This is a genomic window from Pradoshia eiseniae (assembly GCF_002946355.1).
Classification (GTDB): Bacteria; Bacillota; Bacilli; order Bacillales; family Pradoshiaceae; genus Pradoshia; species Pradoshia eiseniae.
This window is the reverse complement of sequence record NZ_PKOZ01000001.1, coordinates 941,652-958,945: the sequence shown is the minus strand read 5'-3', so window position 1 is coordinate 958,945 and position 17,294 is coordinate 941,652. Positions and strand designations below refer to the sequence as shown.

Sequence of the window (17,294 nt, the reverse complement as noted above, 5' to 3'; positions counted from 1 at the left end):
TCACTCCTTACTGGGCAGTAGTTTTCTCTTGTATTTTCCGGTGCCAAGCCTCTACTGTCGTTTCTTCCGCTAAATCCATAAACGTGACCATAATGTCTTGTGACCGCAGCTCTTCGGTTATTGACATAAAGGCGATGGAATCCATGCCGCAATCAGTCAAATCATCCTTATCCTCTAGGTTTCTCCATTCTTCATCATCGAGATAATCAGCTAGTAATAATCGTAATTGTTCTAATGACATTCAAAATCTTCCTTTCTATCGGCTAACTCCTGTTATTAATTGATTTCGCAAATCCTTTTTTGATACTTTTCCAAGATGAGTCATCGGGAAATGCTCGACAAAAACGAAATCATCCGGTATTTTGTACGTCGCAAGACCTCGGTTCTTCAAAAATTGTTTCAGCTCTTTTTTCGTTGCCTGATAATCTTCGCGTAAAATTATGAAGGCACAGCTTTTTTCTCCCAAATACTTATCTTCCTTTGCGACTATTGCAGCATCATGCACAGCCGAATGAGCAAGTAGATGGTTCTCCACTTCTTCGGCGGCAATCTTCTCTCCCCCGCGATTAATTTGGTCTTTATCACGTCCTTCAACGGTCAAATAGCCCTCCTCATCGACAGATACAATATCACCCGTTCGATAAAAACCGTCCTTTGTAAACGCCTTGGCATTATGTTCGGGCGACTTATAATATCCTTGAATCGTATAAGGACCTCTAGTCAATAGATGACCAGGTTTTCCGGCAGGAACTTCTCTGTCCTCTTCATCGACGATTTTGATTTCATCATACGGTGACATTGGACGTCCCTGGGTATAAATCCTCTTTTCGTACGGATCGTCCAAACGGGTGTAGTTCACCAAGCCCTCCGCCATGCCAAAAACTTGTTGTAGAGTACAGCCGAAAGAAGGCTCTATTCGTTTTGCAGCTTCTGCACTAAATTTAGACCCTCCCACCAAGATAACTTCTAAGCTTGTTAACTCTTCCTCATATTTCTCCCTCACATCAAGCCAGTGCAAGGCTAGAGGAGGAACTAACGACACCATCGTCACGCCATGTTTCTCGATTAAAGGAAAGGCCTCATCAGGACTTGGCGTTAAACTAAGCACGATTTTTCCGCCCGCATATAAAGTCCCAAGAATCCCAGGCGAGCTCATCGGATAATTATGCGAGACAGGGAGAACAATAAGAAAGACCGTATCCTCAGACACTTTGCAGCATTCAACACTTCGTTTGATTGTGTACATATATTCATCATGCGTGCGCGGAATCAGCTTTGATAATCCGGTACTTCCTCCAGATAGCTGCAAGAATGCGACATCACTTCCTTGCACTACTACTTTTTCAAATGGCTCCTCCTTATAAAGGGATGATAGATTCATGAATTCTTGTTCTTCACCGCAAACAATGACATTTAATAATTGCGGAAGCTCCGCTTTCACTTGGCGCGCTAATTCCCTATAATCAAATCCAGTGAATTTGTCTTTTATGATATAAGCCTTTGCCTCGGTAAAGTCACAGAAATAACTGATTTCGTTATATCGATGAGAAGGAAGGGCGAAAACTGGCAATGCGCCTATTTTAAACAATGCAAAGACCACTTCAACATATTCAATAACATTCGGCAGCTGGACAACCACACGGTCCTCTTTTCCAATGCCCAGCCTCTGCAAACCAGCCGCAAGCTGGTCGACTCGTTCATTCAATTCTTGATAGGTTAGCTGGCCATTATGACCCACTACAGCAATTTGATGAGCATATTCTTTACTCCGCTTTTCTAGCATTTCCCCAAAAGTTAAGCCGCTCCAGCAGCCCGCTTCCCGGTAGAATTCGGCTCTTTCTGCCGGCCATGGCACAAATCCATCGAGCATACAAACCCTCCTGACAGTCTATCTCTATTTGATGAGAATGATTCTCACTCTCATCTGAAAATACATGCTACTACTCTTCCCTTTTCAGGTCAATCTTTTTTATTAATTTTGAAACTTTATAACTATAAATATTGTCTTTGTCCTCTTCCTTACTTTAAGCACATGACAAAAGCTCCAAAGCCCTTTATAAAAAGAGGGATTTGGAGCTTGATATAAACCATATTCGTCATCTCATCCAAAATCAAAATAATTCCTCTTTAGCAGTCTCGGCTTCTCCATCAGCTCCTGATAGGTTAGGCTCTTCTCCAGCTGTTTCGTATCAATAAGAAATAGCTGGTCTTCAATTTCCTTCACCTGTTCATCGGTTTGATAGACAATGCCGCATTCATTGCACTTATATGAGGGCACCTCTGTGATTTCAATCGCATTCGTTCCATCTGGAAGTTCCCAATAAACTTTATCCTTCATTTCGTTTGCGGCCTTTTCTTCGCACCACATACAGATAGATGTCATGATTGGCCGCCTTCCTCAACTTTTGGGGTTGGTTTTTGTTGGGCCATGAATTTCTTTTCCTTCAATTGATCCCTTTTTTCTCGCTTGTCTTTCAAAGAGGAGTGATCTGGGGCTTGTGCATAACCTTCCCGTTTGTGATAACGCGGAAGATCTTTCGGAACCAGATTGAATTGTTTATCATGAAGTAAGCCTAATACGCCATCTCCACGTTCTTCCTGATAGGTTCCATAGATTTGCTGGAAATAACCATCGGCAGTTCCTGCTGTATAGGTTTCCGGCTCAGGATAGGTGGTGATAACCCCTTCATAGTTTCTAAGTACCGTTTTGTCTGGAGATTGAGAGAGGATATAATTTGGCTGAAGCGAAATTTTCCCGCCTCCGCCCGGCGCATCGACAACAAACGTCGGAATAGCATAACCGCTCGTATGTCCCCTTAATCCTTCAATAATTTCAAGTCCCTTGCTGATTGGAGCTCTGAAATGGGAAATTCCCTCTGATAGATCACATTGATAAATATAATACGGACGTACTCTGATTTTGACTAAATCATGCATGAGCTTTTTCATAATAGGCACGCTGTCATTGATTCCAGCAAGGATTACCGCCTGATTGCCAACAGGAACACCGGAATTGACGAGCATTTCACAAGCTTTCTTAGATTCCTCTGTAATTTCGATTGATGTATTAAAATGCGTATTCAGCCATACTGGATGATATTTTTTCAGTATATTGCACAGATTCTCCGTAATCCGCTGCGGAAAGACGACAGGGGCACGTGTTCCAATTCGGATGATTTCCACATGCGGGATGGCTCGTAAATTCTTCAGGATATATTCGAGAATGCTGTCATTGATCAATAATCCGTCACCACCGGAAATAAGGACATCCCTTACAGCCGGTGTTTCCCGAATATAATTGATAGCCTGGTCAAGCTGTTTCTTCGGAACACCCATGCCGATCTGGCCGGAGAATCGTCTCCGGGTGCAATAACGGCAATACATCGAGCATTGGTTTGTCACCAAAAAGAGCACCCTATCAGGATAGCGATGGGTCAGCCCAGGCACTGGGGAATCTTCATCCTCGTGGAGCGGGTCTTCAAGATCGTATGGTGTTTTATATAATTCCTTCCCAATCGGAACCGATTGCATTCGGATTGGGCATCTTTCATCATCCGGATTCATCAATGAAGCATAATAAGGGGTTATATTAAGGGGAATCGTTTTGGTCGAGATGCGGACTCCCTCTTCTTCGTCTGGCGTTAGGTTGATGACTTTCTTCAAGTCTTCCAAGGTCTTTATCGTATGGGTCAGCTGCCAGATCCAGTCATTCCATTGCTCCTCCGTGACATCCTTCCAGAGCTCGATATCCTTCCAATGTCGCGTTGGTTTGTATAATTGATTGTTCATATACGCTCCCTCCCCATATTTGCAGGACAAATAACTTCTCTCTTTCTAATTATCTATATGAAAGATGATGGGCATATGTGTATATTAGATAAAAGAAAGTGGAAAAGCTTTCTTTAGTCCTACTTCACTAAATTGCCTTCATTGGGTATTCACCAGTGACCGGAGATTGATATGAGTTTTTATACACTTGCTCTATCTATGAAGTCCATAGGAAAAAGAAAAGTCCATTTATGACGCCAAACCATGGAAAAAGGCCGCTGTCAGAGGGGCTAACATGATTTTAGACAAAGAAGCTGATTCGAAAAACAGCCTAAAGGTGTTTTGAATCAGCTTCCTGCCTGCAAAAAAAGATTATAGGCGCTTGATCGCCTCGTTGATACTTGCATCGCCTGAGATGAGGTTAAATGCCTTACGGTAGGTTTGCTCGGCCGTAAGTGAGGTCACTGCCACTTTTGCTACATCTTCTCTTGGAATCTTGCCATATTCGAACTCAGTGCCTGCCCAGACACTCCCGGTTCCCGGTTCATTCACAAGTGCGCCCGGACGGATGATTGTATAATTAAGGTTGCTTTTCTCAAGCGCTTTGTCTGCGTAATACTTCGCAACATAATAGGATTTAATTTCCTCGCTCCAGTTCTCTCTCTTATCTGCCCCAAGCGCGCTGATGATCAGGAATCTGTCCACACCAGCCTGCTCAGATGCTTCCATCATTTTAATAGCGCCGTCCAAGTCAATCAGCAATGTTTTGTCGGCACCAGTACTTCCTCCGGAGCCTGCCGTAAAGATGACGGCATCCGCTCCGGAAAGGGCTTTGACCAAATTATCTACGCTATCCTCCAGATTAGCCAATACCGCTTCTATTCCTTCTTTTTCAAGTTGTTCTTTCTGTTCATTCTTTCTCACCATCGCAACGACGGAATGCTCCTCTGAATCCTGAATCTGTTTAACGATCTTTTGACCGATTTGTCCATTTGCTCCAACAACTAAAACCTTCAAGGGCTCAACTCCTGTTCGCTTTTAATTAGCCTTCCTTTATAATCGAGACCTCCTGCTTTTGCAAACAATAATCCAGCACCCACGGCCACGGCCCAAAACCAGAATCAACATTAAGATGGCCTTTGTTCCATACCACCTTTTGTTGGAGGCCGAGATGCTTGAAATAATTGCTATCCTCAATCGAACAATACGGATCATTTGTTGATTGGATTTGCAGGGTGTGTTTGAAAGGCTGATGTTTCTCTATACCCTTAACGTCCAAGGGGAAAAACGCTTGAATGAATTCATTCTCATGATAAGGAGACGGAGGGGCAACTAAAAGGACGCGCTCCACCATTTCTGGGAGCCCTTTTTTCAAGTACTGAAGCCAGAGAATACAGCCCAGACTATGGGCAATAACTGTTAGTTTTTCATCATTGCTGATATTTTTGAATGTATGGTCAAGCTCCTCTATCCATTTAGATAATCGAGGATGCTCATATTGCGGCAGGGTCGGATAATAGACCGGCTTTCCCACTTTAATCAATTCATGATAGAGCCATGTTTGCCAATGTGTTGGCCCGCTTCCGCCTAGACCATGGAGAATTAAGTAGCTTTCAGTCATAATGACCCTCCTTTTTATTTCATACTAAGTTTATCAGATTAATGTAATTTATGTCCATAAAAAATAAAACCCTATTCCAGCTAACTAGACAGGAATAGGGTTTTAGTCGGTCTTAACTATACCATTGGGTAATTTCATCAACTGGTTTTCTCTTTGCAGGTGGTGGTGTCATATCCGGGTAACCAATATAGATAAAACCTGTCACAGACCCCTTTTCGCTTAGGCCGAATGCCTCGGACATCGTCCTCGTATATAAAGGCTTGCCCGTCCGCCATACAGCTCCTAGTCCCAGGGCATGTGCAGCTAGCAGCATATTTTGAACTGCCGCATGCCCTGCCGCAAATTCCTCTTCCCTGATGACTTTGTCATTTTCGGCTGGTTCTATTGCCGTAACAATAATGACAGGCGCACGATAAGGCTGCTTACTGATTTTCTCAAGTCTTTGCTTATTTTCATCAGTCTCGGGATCGTCCATGCTTGTTTTAAGCGATGCAACTAAAGCATCCCGCAGCTTGTCACGCCCATCGCCCGCTAAAACGGTAAAACGCCACGGCTCTGTCCGGTGATGGCACGGAGCCCATGTAGCCGCTTCAATAATTTGACGGATTAACTCTTCCGGAATCGGATCATCCTTAACCTTCCCTATGCTTCTTCGTGTTTTGATTGCTTCAAATAATTCCATCTTTCTTTCTCTCTCCCATCCATTGCTGCCTTTTTATTTGGTATAGCGATAATACAAATATATACATTTAGGAATGAATTATCAAAAACTTCTAACTTTTTGAGTCCCTATTCATTAAAAAAAGCTGGATCAAGCACCACTATGTGGTGTCTCAATCCAGCTTTAATCAAATCTTACAGATTCGTTTTAATATCGTATTTTTCTTTTAATTCTTCAACCCATGAGCTGTATTCAGAAGAGATTTTCTCCGCTAAAGCCGCTTCTTTTGCTTGTTCCTTAGAATCTTCATAAGTGGATTCTTTCGCTTCTTTATAATCAGTCGCTTTAATGATGTGGTATCCGTAGCTGGATTTGACAATATCGCTCGTTTCTCCGACTTTTAAGGCGAAGGCCGCATCTTCAAATTCTTCAACCATTTCACCATGAGTGATGAATCCTAGTTCGCCGCCTTTTTCTGCTGTTGCTGTGTCAGTGGAGTATTCTTTAGCCAAGTCTGCGAAATCCTTGCCTTTTTTCAGCTCGTCTAGCACTTTTTGCGCTGTCTTTTTATCTTCCACTAAGATATGGCTTACTTCGATTGATTCTGGTGTATCAAAGTTTTGTTTGTTTTCCTCATAATAGGCTTTTACTTCATCATCCGTTAACTTAATATCTTTTGCCATTAATTTCTCTATCTTGATATTGGTTTCAATGTCTTCCTTCAAATCAGCTAAAGTCAGCCCGCTTGATTTCAAGGCAGATTTCAGGCCTTCTTCGCCGCCGTAATTTTCTTCGTATACTGCCACTTCAGCGTTAATTTCGCTTGTTTTCACTTTAACGTCACGCTTGTCCGCTTCTTTATTAATCACGATTTTTGTGACCAAATTATCTACAGCAGATGGACCATACACTCCAACCAATGTATCGTATAATTCTTCCTTCGTAATCCGTTCCCCATCTACACTCGCCACTGTTTGTGACTTAACATATGCATATGAGCCACCGGCTACAGCAGCTACCAAAATAACGGCTGAGGTGATGCCAGCAATCATCTTTTTGCTCATTTTCTTTTTGGGCGCTTTTTTCTCTTGACCCGCTTGATCAAGCTGTTCATTTTGTTCATTGTTTCGTTCGTTTGACATGTTTTGATAACTCCTATCATTATGAGTATTCTATGGTGTTACTATAATCATATAATGTGTCAGCTATATGTCAAATAGTATTTTTAAAATTCGAATGATAATTTTTATCTATCTATTTTGTGGAAAATTGCATCTTACTATTCATATCCCAAGCATAATACGCCCCTCCACCTCCAGCATAAGGTAATATAATTTTAAAAGGAGGAGTTTTGATGGCTGAACACTATTTTCACTTAAAAGCGAATTGGCCTGGATTACGGAATGATACAGGAACCATTGATGCCGGGCAATTGAAGACGCAAATATCGATACCGAAAGAAATGGATGGGCCTGGCATAGGGACAAATCCTGATGAGATGCTCTTAGGTGCCGCTTCAACCTGCTATATCATTACACTCGCAGCCATGCTGGAGCGAAGTAAACTTGAGAAAGAGGATCTTACCTTGGAGTCTGTAGGAGTAGTCGATGTTACAAACGGCGTTTTTACATATAAGAAAATCATCCATCGACCAACCATCCAATTAAAAGATTCTGCCACTGAGAAGGAAAAGAATCTCGTCAGGAAGCTGGCCGAGAAGGCAGAAAAATCCTGCATGATCAGCAGGGCAATCATGGGAAATGTGGAACTTGAACTAGAGGTTACCATCCAATAAGTTGCCGCTTTGCTAAAAGGCTGTTTTCACAAAGTTCCTTGCTTCTGTTTACTATTTGGCTGTGAGAAATAATAAAGCTACTTCCTTTCTGGAAGTAGCTCCGGGTACCGAAATAGAAAAGCGATTCGGTATAACAATTGAAGAAGTATTTTTGAAGAAGAAGCACTTGCAACTTGTATGACATTTGCGTTTTTTGAAAACATCTAAAAAGCACAGGATATTGTTAGCGTTTATTCGAAATAATAATATGGTTAAATAATAAAGTAAGGAGGACACTATGCAGCAGAATAAACGAACTAACAAGAATCCAGTGTCTACTAAAGTTTCCGGAACTGATCCACAAAAAGTTAAACAACAAATTCAAAAAGATGTTGCAGCAGGACAGGGAGCGATGACTTCCCGAGAAGCAGGAGCAATGCGTGATTAGTAAACACTTTGAGTGCTTATAGAGTCATTAACAGTGACACAGCGCAAAAATCAGCGACATACTGGCTTCCCTATACGAAAAAAGTGAAATGGACCGGGTCCATTTCACTTTTTCGATGCTACTTTATTATCGTTGTTGTGGTGACAAAATTTTAATAGAAGTGCCCATATTTTTTAAGTAAAAAGGCAAATGGGCTTAGGCTTTTTACTTATATTCTATACATTGGTTTATTTTGCATCCTATTATCATAACTAGTGGAATTTCGCTGAAGCTACTCGACTCTTGCCGGAAATAGAGGAAAGGCGAGAGACCCCGGCGTAGCCGAGGAGGCTCTGCTTCCTCCCCGCGGAAAGGGAGTAGCTGTAGCTCAATGGAACGAACTTGTTTTTCACCGTAATTCATTAATTAAGAAACAAAGTCTATTATGATTTATTTATATTTTGTTCCTCTTTCATGTTATATCCCAGTTATTGATAATACATGGTTCCCGAATATATGGCATTTGTTCTTACCCCAGGTTTTATTTCTCCATTTATGGAATAAATCGTATTACCCATTAAAACTAAACCTTCACCACATGGTGCATCGAACGGGACTTTTCCAATGGATTTCCAAGTGTTCTTTTTCGCATTGTATATTAAAATATCTTTATTCCATTTAAACTCATAAGGATCAGCATTAAAGTATTTTGTTCTAAAGGCTAATAATTCTTCTCCTTGTAAGGTATTTAATTTTTCTGTTGCATCATCATAAATTTCTTTATTAAATCCTCCTATCACCATCATTTCTTCGTTATTTAATTTAACTGAATTAGCTCCTAACAAAGAAATTTCTTTCTCCCCGTTCGTTACTGGTGATACTTTTGACCAAGTGTTTTTTGCAATGTCATATTTGTATCCATCTGTATAAGCAACTGAACCACCACCGCTAAATACATATAAGCTTCCATTTAATAATTGAGCTACACTTTGATTCCGGACACTTTCCCCTGGTATGGAAGCTAATTTTTTTGTTTTGTTTGTTTTCAAATCATATTCATATAGACTATTACTGCCCACTCCGTTTTGTTTACCAAGTCCAATATATAATTTGCCGTTTTTCTCTACCGCAATCCCATCACTTATGGTGAATGGTAAATCACCTATTTTCTTCACTTTTAATCTTTTATCTTTACCGACAGTTAGCAAAATAATATCATTTGCATACTCCTGCTCAGGGCTTCCGCCAATATAATAGACACCTTTATCTGTCGTTATAGAGGTTCCATAGCCGATCTCATAATCAAGATTAGTATGTTGAACCATAGATAGCTTATCCTTCTCTTTCTTTAGTACATATATATCTGAATAATGTTTCTTTACACCACCATTTAGTACCGTTTCATAAGGGAAATTCGCTCCCCCACCAACTATTATATAGTCTTTATAAGAGCCAGATAGCACACCTGCTGTTCCAATATTCTTGTCAAATCCCTTTTGCGCTTCCAATTCACCTGAATGCTCCCAAGTAATTTTTTTTATGGATTTCGCTTTCCCTGATTTGTTTGATGCACTTATATTCGTTCCATTTTGACCTGCAAACACGAGCGCGATTAAAATTACGGCAAAAATCACCTTTTTCACAATAGTTTCTCCCCTCATAATTAAAATAACGTATCTTGATAACAGAACTTTATAGACGATAAGTAAAGTAATAGTAATTGTGACAAAACATTTCAGCTTATTCTTATGTTGGATTTGGTTAGATGTTTTTTATACACCCCCTTACCTTCTTTGTGGTAGAAATTCTATTTATGTTATGGAATTAAGTTAAGAGAACTAGAGTTAGTTGAAGTAAAAACAAAGCGGGTAAAGCGAATCTCATTTTCTGCATAGCCTAATGAACAGAGATTTACAAACTTTAAAAAAGGAGGATCTTGTGATTACAGCAGGAAGTTGTTAAGCAAATGCTTATGACTTAATTTTTCGGAGGAGTAAATATGGATAAAAACAACAAATCGTTGGCCAATACAGTAACTGATCGACCAATTATCAACGAATATTTCAATTTAAGTTGCTTCTTCTTATAAGTAAAAATATACCAGGTATAGGGATTAATGTAAATAATTTTCTCTACATTTTAATATTTAGAAAAAAATTTCTTATTTATATAACTTAATTGCATACTAAATGCCTATCATCAGTTTGATAGGCATTTAGCATCTGTGAGGTATCTACTAGAGATTTCACCCAACAAAAAAATTGACTGAAATGAATATGGTTAATTACCATCTTCACACCAGTCAAATATCATCTACCCCCTGATTTGCCCTTCCCCATAAACATAAAATTTATTGGAGGTTAAGGCTTTCAGCCCCATAGGGCCACGGGCATGCAGCTTTTGTGTGCTGATTCCGATTTCTGCGCCATAGCCAAACTCAAATCCGTCCGTGAATCTTGTAGAAGCATTATGGTACACGGCTGCTGCGTCCACTAAATTCATGAATAGGCGAACATTCTCCTCATCCTCACTGATAATGGCCTCTGAGTGTTTCGTTCCATATTGATTAATATGAGCAATCGCTTCATCCACGTCAGAAACGATCTTTATACTTACCTCAAGACCAAGGTATTCCTTGCCCCAGTCATCTTTATCCGCACAATGAGCTGGCTCATAAGCATGGCATATTTCATCATCACCATAAATCGTCACACCATGCTCATGAAGCTCTTGCAGGAAGGCATGGCCATGACGAGAAAACCATTCGTTCTCTATTAAAATGGACTCAATCGCATTGCAAACACTAGGCCTTTGCGTTTTCGCATTGATGGCTATTTGGCAGGCCATCTCAAAATTGGCGGTTTGGTCGACATACAAATGGCAATTGCCGGCACCGGTCTCTAACACTGGTACCGTTGATTCCTTGACGACTGTTTCAATCAGTTTTTTGCCTCCGCGCGGGATAAGAACATCCAGAAATTCATTGAGTGTGAACAGCTCCTTCGCCGTCTCCCTGCTTGTATCTTCAATCAGCTGTATGCTCTCAGGCGTGATCGCTGATTGGGACAAAGCTTCATGAATGACCTTAACGAGCGCTTCGTTCGAATATTTGGCAGATGAACTGCCGCGAAGCACAACGGCATTCCCGGTCTTTAATGCGAGAGTTGCCGCATCCACCGTCACGTTTGGTCTTGCCTCATAAATCATTCCGATAACGCCGATTGGCACCGTCTTCTTTTGAATGAAGAGACCATTTTCTTTTTTGATGGTTTCAAGAACATCTCCAATCGGGTCCTTCATTTCAATCAAAAGCTTAATCGCAGCAGACATATCTTCAATCCGTTTTTCATTTAGCATAATCCGGTCCAGAACTGATTCTGTCAAACCTGCTTCTTGTCCAGCCCTAAGGTCGCGGGCATTTTCCTGAATCAGATAATCTTTTTCAGACAACAGTTTCTCTGCAATCAAGCTTAGGGCTGCATTCTTCTCTTCTGCTGAAACATTCAATAAGGCAAAGCTGGCTTCTTTGGCGATTCTTCCTTTTTCCCTGACCTCACTCATTGATTATCTTCCTCTCTCTAGGTATCGTCACCCATTGATCACGATGGATGATTTCCATGCTCATATTTGTGCCATAGGCAAGCTCTGTGCTTTGCTTGCCAATCATTCTCTCCAGGATATAGGAGGGATATAGCACCTCTCCCTTTCCAAGAAGTCCTGATTTTCCATGAACCTCTACGACATCTCCTTTTTCGAAGGAACCAGATAGCTTCTGAATACCTGCAGGCAGCAAACTGCTTCCTCTATTAAGCAAAGCCTGCTCGGCTCCCTCATCAACGAAAATTCTGCCTGTGACAGCTGAATGGAAGGCAATCCACTGCTTCGTGTTTTTCAATGAACTCAAATTCTCCCCGCCGACATAAGTTCCATCCCCGCACCCTGCCATAATATTAAGCAATTTATTTTCGCCATGTCCTGAACCAATGAACACTTTAACCCCGAGGGAATTGGCCGTCCTTGCCGCCAACAGCTTAGAAAGCATGCCGCCTGTGCCGATTTTTGTTCCTGAGCCTTCCGCAATGGATAATAATGGACTAGTCACCTCATCAATTTGGTCGAATCTCTTTGCCATCTTATTCTTCGCTGGGTGAGAATCATAGACTCCATTGATATCCGTCAAAATGATTAATTGCTCGGCATGAACCAAACCACTGACCAAGGCAGAAAGCATATCATTATCTCCAAACGTCAACTCTGCAACGGACACCGTATCATTTTCATTGATAATCGGAATGATGCCGCGGCCCAATAATTCCTCCAATGTTGAATAGGCATTTTTGTACCGCTCCTTTATGGAGAAATCGGCCCTCGTGAGGAGAATCTGTGCAGGCGTAATCTTATATTGCCCTAGCTTTAGCATATAGTTTTGTATCAGCAGGCTTTGTCCCACTGCCGCTGCAGCCTGCTTTCCTTTAAGTGTCACCGGTCTCCCGGGGTATCCAAGCGCACGGAAACCGGCAGCCACTGCACCTGATGAAACCAAAACAATCTCGTGGCCAAAGCTGCGCAAGGCTGCGATTGCCTTGATATGATCCATAAATTTTTGTTCGTCTATTTCGCCTTTAGAATTCGTTAGCGAGCTGCTGCCTATTTTTAAGACAATCCTCTTTTTTGACACGTGGTTGACCTCCTTTGTTGCTAAAAATAGAAAAAAGCCCTCTCCAATCCTTATCATGATGTAAGGACGAAAAGGGCATGATTTCCGTGGTACCACCTAACTTGAATGCTGACATAAGCATTCCGCTCAATCTATGTTAACGCTCTAAAAGCGCCCTCGATTAAAGGGACTCGGGAGGCAGGTTCACCGCATATTGCCGAACATGCAGGATATTTCAGCTGTTTATCCTGCTCTCTTTCCATCATTCGGATCATATAAGGGTTACTAGTCCTCCGTTAACGTTCATAATATTTCTTATTATTATGAAAAGTTGGATGAGAAAAGTCAACTGATTCGAAAGATATTTTTTAGCTCAAGTGAAATCTTTTTAAAAAACATTTTTCCAACATGTTCTCTTCCTTCATATTTCTACTAAAACAGGACCTACTTCATATGATGAAAGATAAATCAAGACCATTGGTTTTTTGCTATTTGGAACTTCAAAGGTAAGTTTAAATTGAACATGGCCTCCAGGAGCTAATTGATAACCATTCCAATGCTTTTTCTTTGGTATCTCAATATCAATTGGCATATATTCCTTCCCATCTCCATCAACCATTTTAAACCCAACTGGTTTAATATTCAAATTGCCTCCCTCTGCATCTTCTTCATTTTTCACATCCATTGTAATAGATATATACTCCATATGATTTGCCGGAATCTCTTTAATAGAGACTTCACTTCGTTTAAATGATTGTATCGGAGAGTTTTTTATTGTTTCACCAAGCTGGACTGTTTTCCAGGCTTCATCATAAAAGCTTTGTAAGGATGCTGGGATATCGCCACTTTTCTCGTTAGGAATCGTATGGTTAACAGTTATATCTGCCTTTTTCGTCGTTTCCCCCTCTGTCGTCATCACTTGATTAGTATTTACAGGCACAGCATTTGATTCCTTCATTTCCGGTATCGCATTTGCCAGCAGACCAATAAGACCGATAAAAAGTAGAGCACTTATTCCAAATAGAGCGATTTTCATTTGTTTTTCTGTCTTCCTGGAATACTCAGCCGTTCCACTCATCCCTTGATATGGTTGGATTTTCATCGCCTTTGAAGCAGGAAAGACAGCCCCTAACATCCCAGTTAGAATAGGGATAAATATAGCCAAAAGAAAAAAAACGAGCTGTTCAGCTGGGAAGATTCCATACAATTCCCAAACGAAGAAAATAGCCAATGCTATTCCAATGATGCCGGCAAAAAAACCACTAAAAACTCCCTCAAGTATCACTAGCCAGTAAATCGATTGATTATACCAGCCTACTGATTTCAATATAGCAATTTCAGGCTGCCTTTCCGAGACGTTTTGCCAGATAATCTCAGTAGTTGTTAGAATAGAAATCAGTAAAGCGACTCCCATCGCAATATAATGAAGGGAACTCACTTCCACTGCTACATATTGTCCAAGCCATGTAGCATACATTACTCCTTTTAAACGGAAAGTGACGAATAAAAAGACGATAAATAATGCTGTCGGAAGCGATATCGAGATAATCGATAAAAGACTTCTCTTCCACTTACCCACCAGATAATGTAAACTCATGGTCCAGATGGACCTTGATGGAATCCACCGCTTTCCAACAGAGGAGACTTCACCTGATTTCATTGTTTCATAAGGTTTGATTTTCCTAACCAATAATGCAGGAATAATCGTTCCTAGCCAATAGATCATCAAACCAAATAAACCTATCAGAATAAAACGGAAAAGAGATGGGCTGATTTCACTGGTGAGATAAATGTAGCCAAGAATAAGCCAGCTGGTTAGGGAAACAAAGATACCTAATAATGTAGCTTCCATAAATAAAAGTCTCGATAATTGACCAGGGCGCCAACCAATAGACAACAAGACGGCAAATTCTTTTCTTCGCGTATACATCATGACAAGATTGGAAGAAAACACATACACAATCGCTACGAGGATTACACTGGCTATAACCCCACTTAATCCAATCTTAGCTTCCTGAAATATAGATACAGAAGAACCTAACTTTATCCAGGGCTGCTCAATCCAGCCAAGGGAATCTTTAGTTTTAGTACCCGGAATGTAGGTTAATGCCGGTTGCGGAGAAGAACCCAGCGTGATATCTGTTATTAATCCTGTCTCGTCTTCGATTTGCTTAGCTACTTTTTTTAAAAGTTCAGCACTGGCATCATCCATCTTTTCAACATCATGGACCTTAATTCGAATGGAGGAAATCGGCTTTTCACCAAGAATACCAGCAGCAGCTTCAATTGTTGTCAGCATGGATGGCGGTTTTGTTAAAAAACCATAGGGATTATCCAGCGGAATCATATCAGATGAAGGGTTAACCGGATTCCCGTTCTTATCCAATACCCACTTGGCCTTTGCAGGAAAATAGGTTTCCATTGGAAGTTCAGTCAAAGGATCCTTTGATAATTTCAATTTAGATGGGTCGTAAACTCCTTTAACATCCAGTGTAACTCGTGGCCATTTTAAAGAGTCTTCATTGAACATATTGACGGAACGGTACGCTATCTTTTCTTTAAGACCGAGGTTTTCAGGAATGATGTAAGGCTTAACCTCATAGGCATAAGGCCATTGCTCTTTAAAAGGGCTGGTAACAGGCTCATATTCTACATCAGAAGATTTAAAGGCAATGATATTTTGACTGTCATATATGGCTTCGGATGTCGGATTCATAATAGCATTAAGTAATTTTTTGTGGGTTTCCTTCGTGGTAAACTCATATAACTTCACTACTGTTGTCTCTTGCTTATCTAAGTATGCTTTCCCGCCTTTATCCTTAATCGATTCCATAATAGAGACTTGTTGATCAGAAGGATATGGAATGTCTACCTTAGATAATGTATAAGTCATGGTCGAATCAGTGTATTCTTGATTGCTTAAAAGAATGGGGATTTGATGCTGAGTAAATTCACCATCATCATAGAAAGATGGGGTATCTTCGTTTGTAAAATACCGACTGTTCTTATTCTCGATGATAGATTCGTCCAACCCTACTAAGGCAGCTTCAGCTTCAGGGTCTATTCCGGCCAGCATCACATACGAACCATGACCAATGGTAAAATTCTCATAAACCGGGTAGACGCCATATTCTGTTCCAAGACCTGATTTAGGCTGCCAAATGCCGTTTGACCAATAATCCGAATTAGAATATGTTTCTACATCAGCACCTGAGTTGGCTTTTTCCGTTATTTCTAACCGGTATATACCCTGTTCCTTGAATGATAATTTCTCCAATTGAACAGAGTTTGAAATAAAACCAAGCATGGCGATAGGGGCAGCAATCTCAATATCCTGGATTTCTTTGATTTTTTTATATTGAACAAGACTAATCCCTCCTGATAATCCGCTTTGATAATTAGGCTCGAGAAGGTTTAAATCCTCTGTGACACTACGTGCTTCAGGAGGACGAACAACGATATGGTAGGAAGATTTCCAGCGATTTTGCAATTCTTTCACAATCGTGCCGTTATTCGTTTGGGACACACCGACTAAATAGCTAAGACCTGTGCTGACAATGAGGGCGCCTGCCAGCAAAAGCAGAAACCTTCCTTTATTTCGCCACCAGTTATTCCAGATGAATCGAATCATAACGTATCATCCTTCCAATCTGTGAGAATGCGACCATCCTTCATTTTTATCATTCTACCAGTTTTTTGTGCTAAAACCGGATCGTGAGTAACAAAGATTACTCCGCATCCTTTTTCCTCATTTAAGGAAGAAAGTAAGTCAAAGATAATCTCGCTATTCTCTGTATCCAGATTTCCGGTAGGCTCATCTGCAAGCAGCCAATTAGGTTCATGTATAAGAGCCCGCGCGATAGCAACCCGTTGTTGCTGTCCCCCAGATAATTGGGATGGAAGAGAGCTTGATTTATCGATTAAACCAACTTTGGTTAATACTTCTTCTGCGCGTTGTTTTTTGTTATAGGGAACTTTTCTAGCAAACAGTGGTGACATGACGTTTTCTAAAGCAGTTAACGTAGGGAGCAGGTGAAATTGTTGGAAGATAAAGCCAATGTGTTCAAAGCGGAAATCGGAGAGCTGTTTTGGTGATAGGTGTTGTGCGTCTTTTCCATTGAAAAGTAGTTTTCCATCCGTCGGTGAATCTAATGTACCTATGATACTCAGCAAGGTCGATTTCCCAGAGCCTGATGTTCCGACAATCGAAATAAATTCTCCTTCCTGAAAATCTGCACTCACATGATCCAAAGCAAGTGTTTTAAAGCCATCTCCTTTGAATTCTTTCGTTATAGATTGAACAGAAATTGAAAGCCCCATTATCACACCCCACTCAAACTGGTAATATTACCCTTACGTATAATATAGTATAAAAAACTTAAAATA

At 40.8% G+C, this 17,294-nt stretch carries 15 protein-coding genes; 2 read left to right on the top strand and 13 right to left on the bottom strand.

What is annotated here, in order from left to right; all coding sequences use genetic code 11:
* Positions 1-7: 7 nt before the first annotated feature.
* The 8 genes from CYL18_RS04705 to CYL18_RS04670 all read right to left on the bottom strand — a co-directional run bounded on the left by CYL18_RS04705 (position 8) and on the right by CYL18_RS04670 (position 7,192).
* Entirely contained in the window at positions 8-241 is a 234-nt protein-coding gene (locus CYL18_RS04705; RefSeq protein WP_104848270.1) for a phosphopantetheine-binding protein, read from the bottom strand.
* A gap of 15 nt (positions 242-256) precedes the next feature.
* Positions 257-1,870 carry a (2,3-dihydroxybenzoyl)adenylate synthase gene (locus CYL18_RS04700; RefSeq protein WP_104848269.1) on the bottom strand — a complete coding sequence of 538 codons (1,614 nt, stop codon included), beginning with the start codon at positions 1,868-1,870 and terminating at the stop codon, positions 257-259.
* A 231-nt stretch (positions 1,871-2,101) separates the two neighbouring features.
* Positions 2,102-2,368 (bottom strand): YokU family protein, encoded by a 267-nt coding sequence (locus tag CYL18_RS04695; RefSeq protein WP_104848370.1) that lies wholly within the window; start codon positions 2,366-2,368, stop codon positions 2,102-2,104.
* An 11-nt stretch (positions 2,369-2,379) separates the two neighbouring features.
* Positions 2,380-3,789 carry a lysine 2,3-aminomutase gene (gene kamA, locus CYL18_RS04690; RefSeq protein WP_104848268.1) on the bottom strand — a complete coding sequence of 470 codons (1,410 nt, stop codon included), beginning with the start codon at positions 3,787-3,789 and terminating at the stop codon, positions 2,380-2,382.
* A gap of 351 nt (positions 3,790-4,140) precedes the next feature.
* A complete protein-coding gene (locus tag CYL18_RS04685; protein ID WP_104848267.1) occupies positions 4,141-4,785 on the bottom strand; it encodes an SDR family oxidoreductase in 645 nt (214 codons plus the stop codon).
* A 25-nt stretch (positions 4,786-4,810) separates the two neighbouring features.
* Positions 4,811-5,389 carry an RBBP9/YdeN family alpha/beta hydrolase gene (locus CYL18_RS04680; protein WP_104848266.1) on the bottom strand — a complete coding sequence of 193 codons (579 nt, stop codon included), beginning with the start codon at positions 5,387-5,389 and terminating at the stop codon, positions 4,811-4,813.
* A 112-nt stretch (positions 5,390-5,501) separates the two neighbouring features.
* Complete coding sequence (locus tag CYL18_RS04675; RefSeq protein WP_104848265.1) at positions 5,502-6,071, bottom strand: nitroreductase family protein; 570 nt, start codon at positions 6,069-6,071, stop codon at positions 5,502-5,504.
* Between the two features lie 173 nt (positions 6,072-6,244).
* Entirely contained in the window at positions 6,245-7,192 is a 948-nt protein-coding gene (locus CYL18_RS04670) for a peptidylprolyl isomerase (RefSeq protein WP_236636233.1), read from the bottom strand.
* A 212-nt stretch (positions 7,193-7,404) separates the two neighbouring features.
* Between CYL18_RS04670 and CYL18_RS04665 the strand changes: the two genes are divergently transcribed.
* On the top strand, positions 7,405-7,845 hold the full coding sequence (locus tag CYL18_RS04665; protein ID WP_104848264.1) for an OsmC family protein: 441 nt from the start codon (positions 7,405-7,407) through the stop codon (positions 7,843-7,845).
* A gap of 277 nt (positions 7,846-8,122) precedes the next feature.
* Complete coding sequence (locus tag CYL18_RS19360; protein ID WP_201741232.1) at positions 8,123-8,272, top strand: hypothetical protein; 150 nt, start codon at positions 8,123-8,125, stop codon at positions 8,270-8,272.
* A 467-nt stretch (positions 8,273-8,739) separates the two neighbouring features.
* On the opposite strand, the gene CYL18_RS04660 is transcribed toward CYL18_RS19360, so the two are convergent.
* From CYL18_RS04660 to CYL18_RS04640, 5 genes are all read right to left on the bottom strand, one after another.
* Positions 8,740-9,894, bottom strand: coding sequence for a cyclically-permuted mutarotase family protein (locus tag CYL18_RS04660; RefSeq protein WP_104848263.1), 1,155 nt, complete (start codon positions 9,892-9,894; stop codon positions 8,740-8,742).
* A 670-nt stretch (positions 9,895-10,564) separates the two neighbouring features.
* Positions 10,565-11,812, bottom strand: coding sequence for a glutamate-5-semialdehyde dehydrogenase (locus tag CYL18_RS04655; RefSeq protein ID WP_104848262.1), 1,248 nt, complete (start codon positions 11,810-11,812; stop codon positions 10,565-10,567).
* Positions 11,805-12,929, bottom strand: a complete 1,125-nt coding sequence (gene proB, locus CYL18_RS04650) for a glutamate 5-kinase (protein WP_104848261.1) — start codon at positions 12,927-12,929, stop codon at positions 11,805-11,807. Before proB ends, CYL18_RS04655 begins: the two co-directional genes overlap by 8 nt.
* Before the next feature lie 400 nt (positions 12,930-13,329).
* Positions 13,330-16,539 carry an FtsX-like permease family protein gene (locus CYL18_RS04645; protein WP_104848260.1) on the bottom strand — a complete coding sequence of 1,070 codons (3,210 nt, stop codon included), beginning with the start codon at positions 16,537-16,539 and terminating at the stop codon, positions 13,330-13,332.
* Entirely contained in the window at positions 16,536-17,228 is a 693-nt protein-coding gene (locus CYL18_RS04640) for an ABC transporter ATP-binding protein (protein ID WP_104848259.1), read from the bottom strand. The genes CYL18_RS04645 and CYL18_RS04640 overlap by 4 nt, the downstream gene beginning before the upstream one ends.
* Positions 17,229-17,294 lie beyond the last annotated feature (66 nt).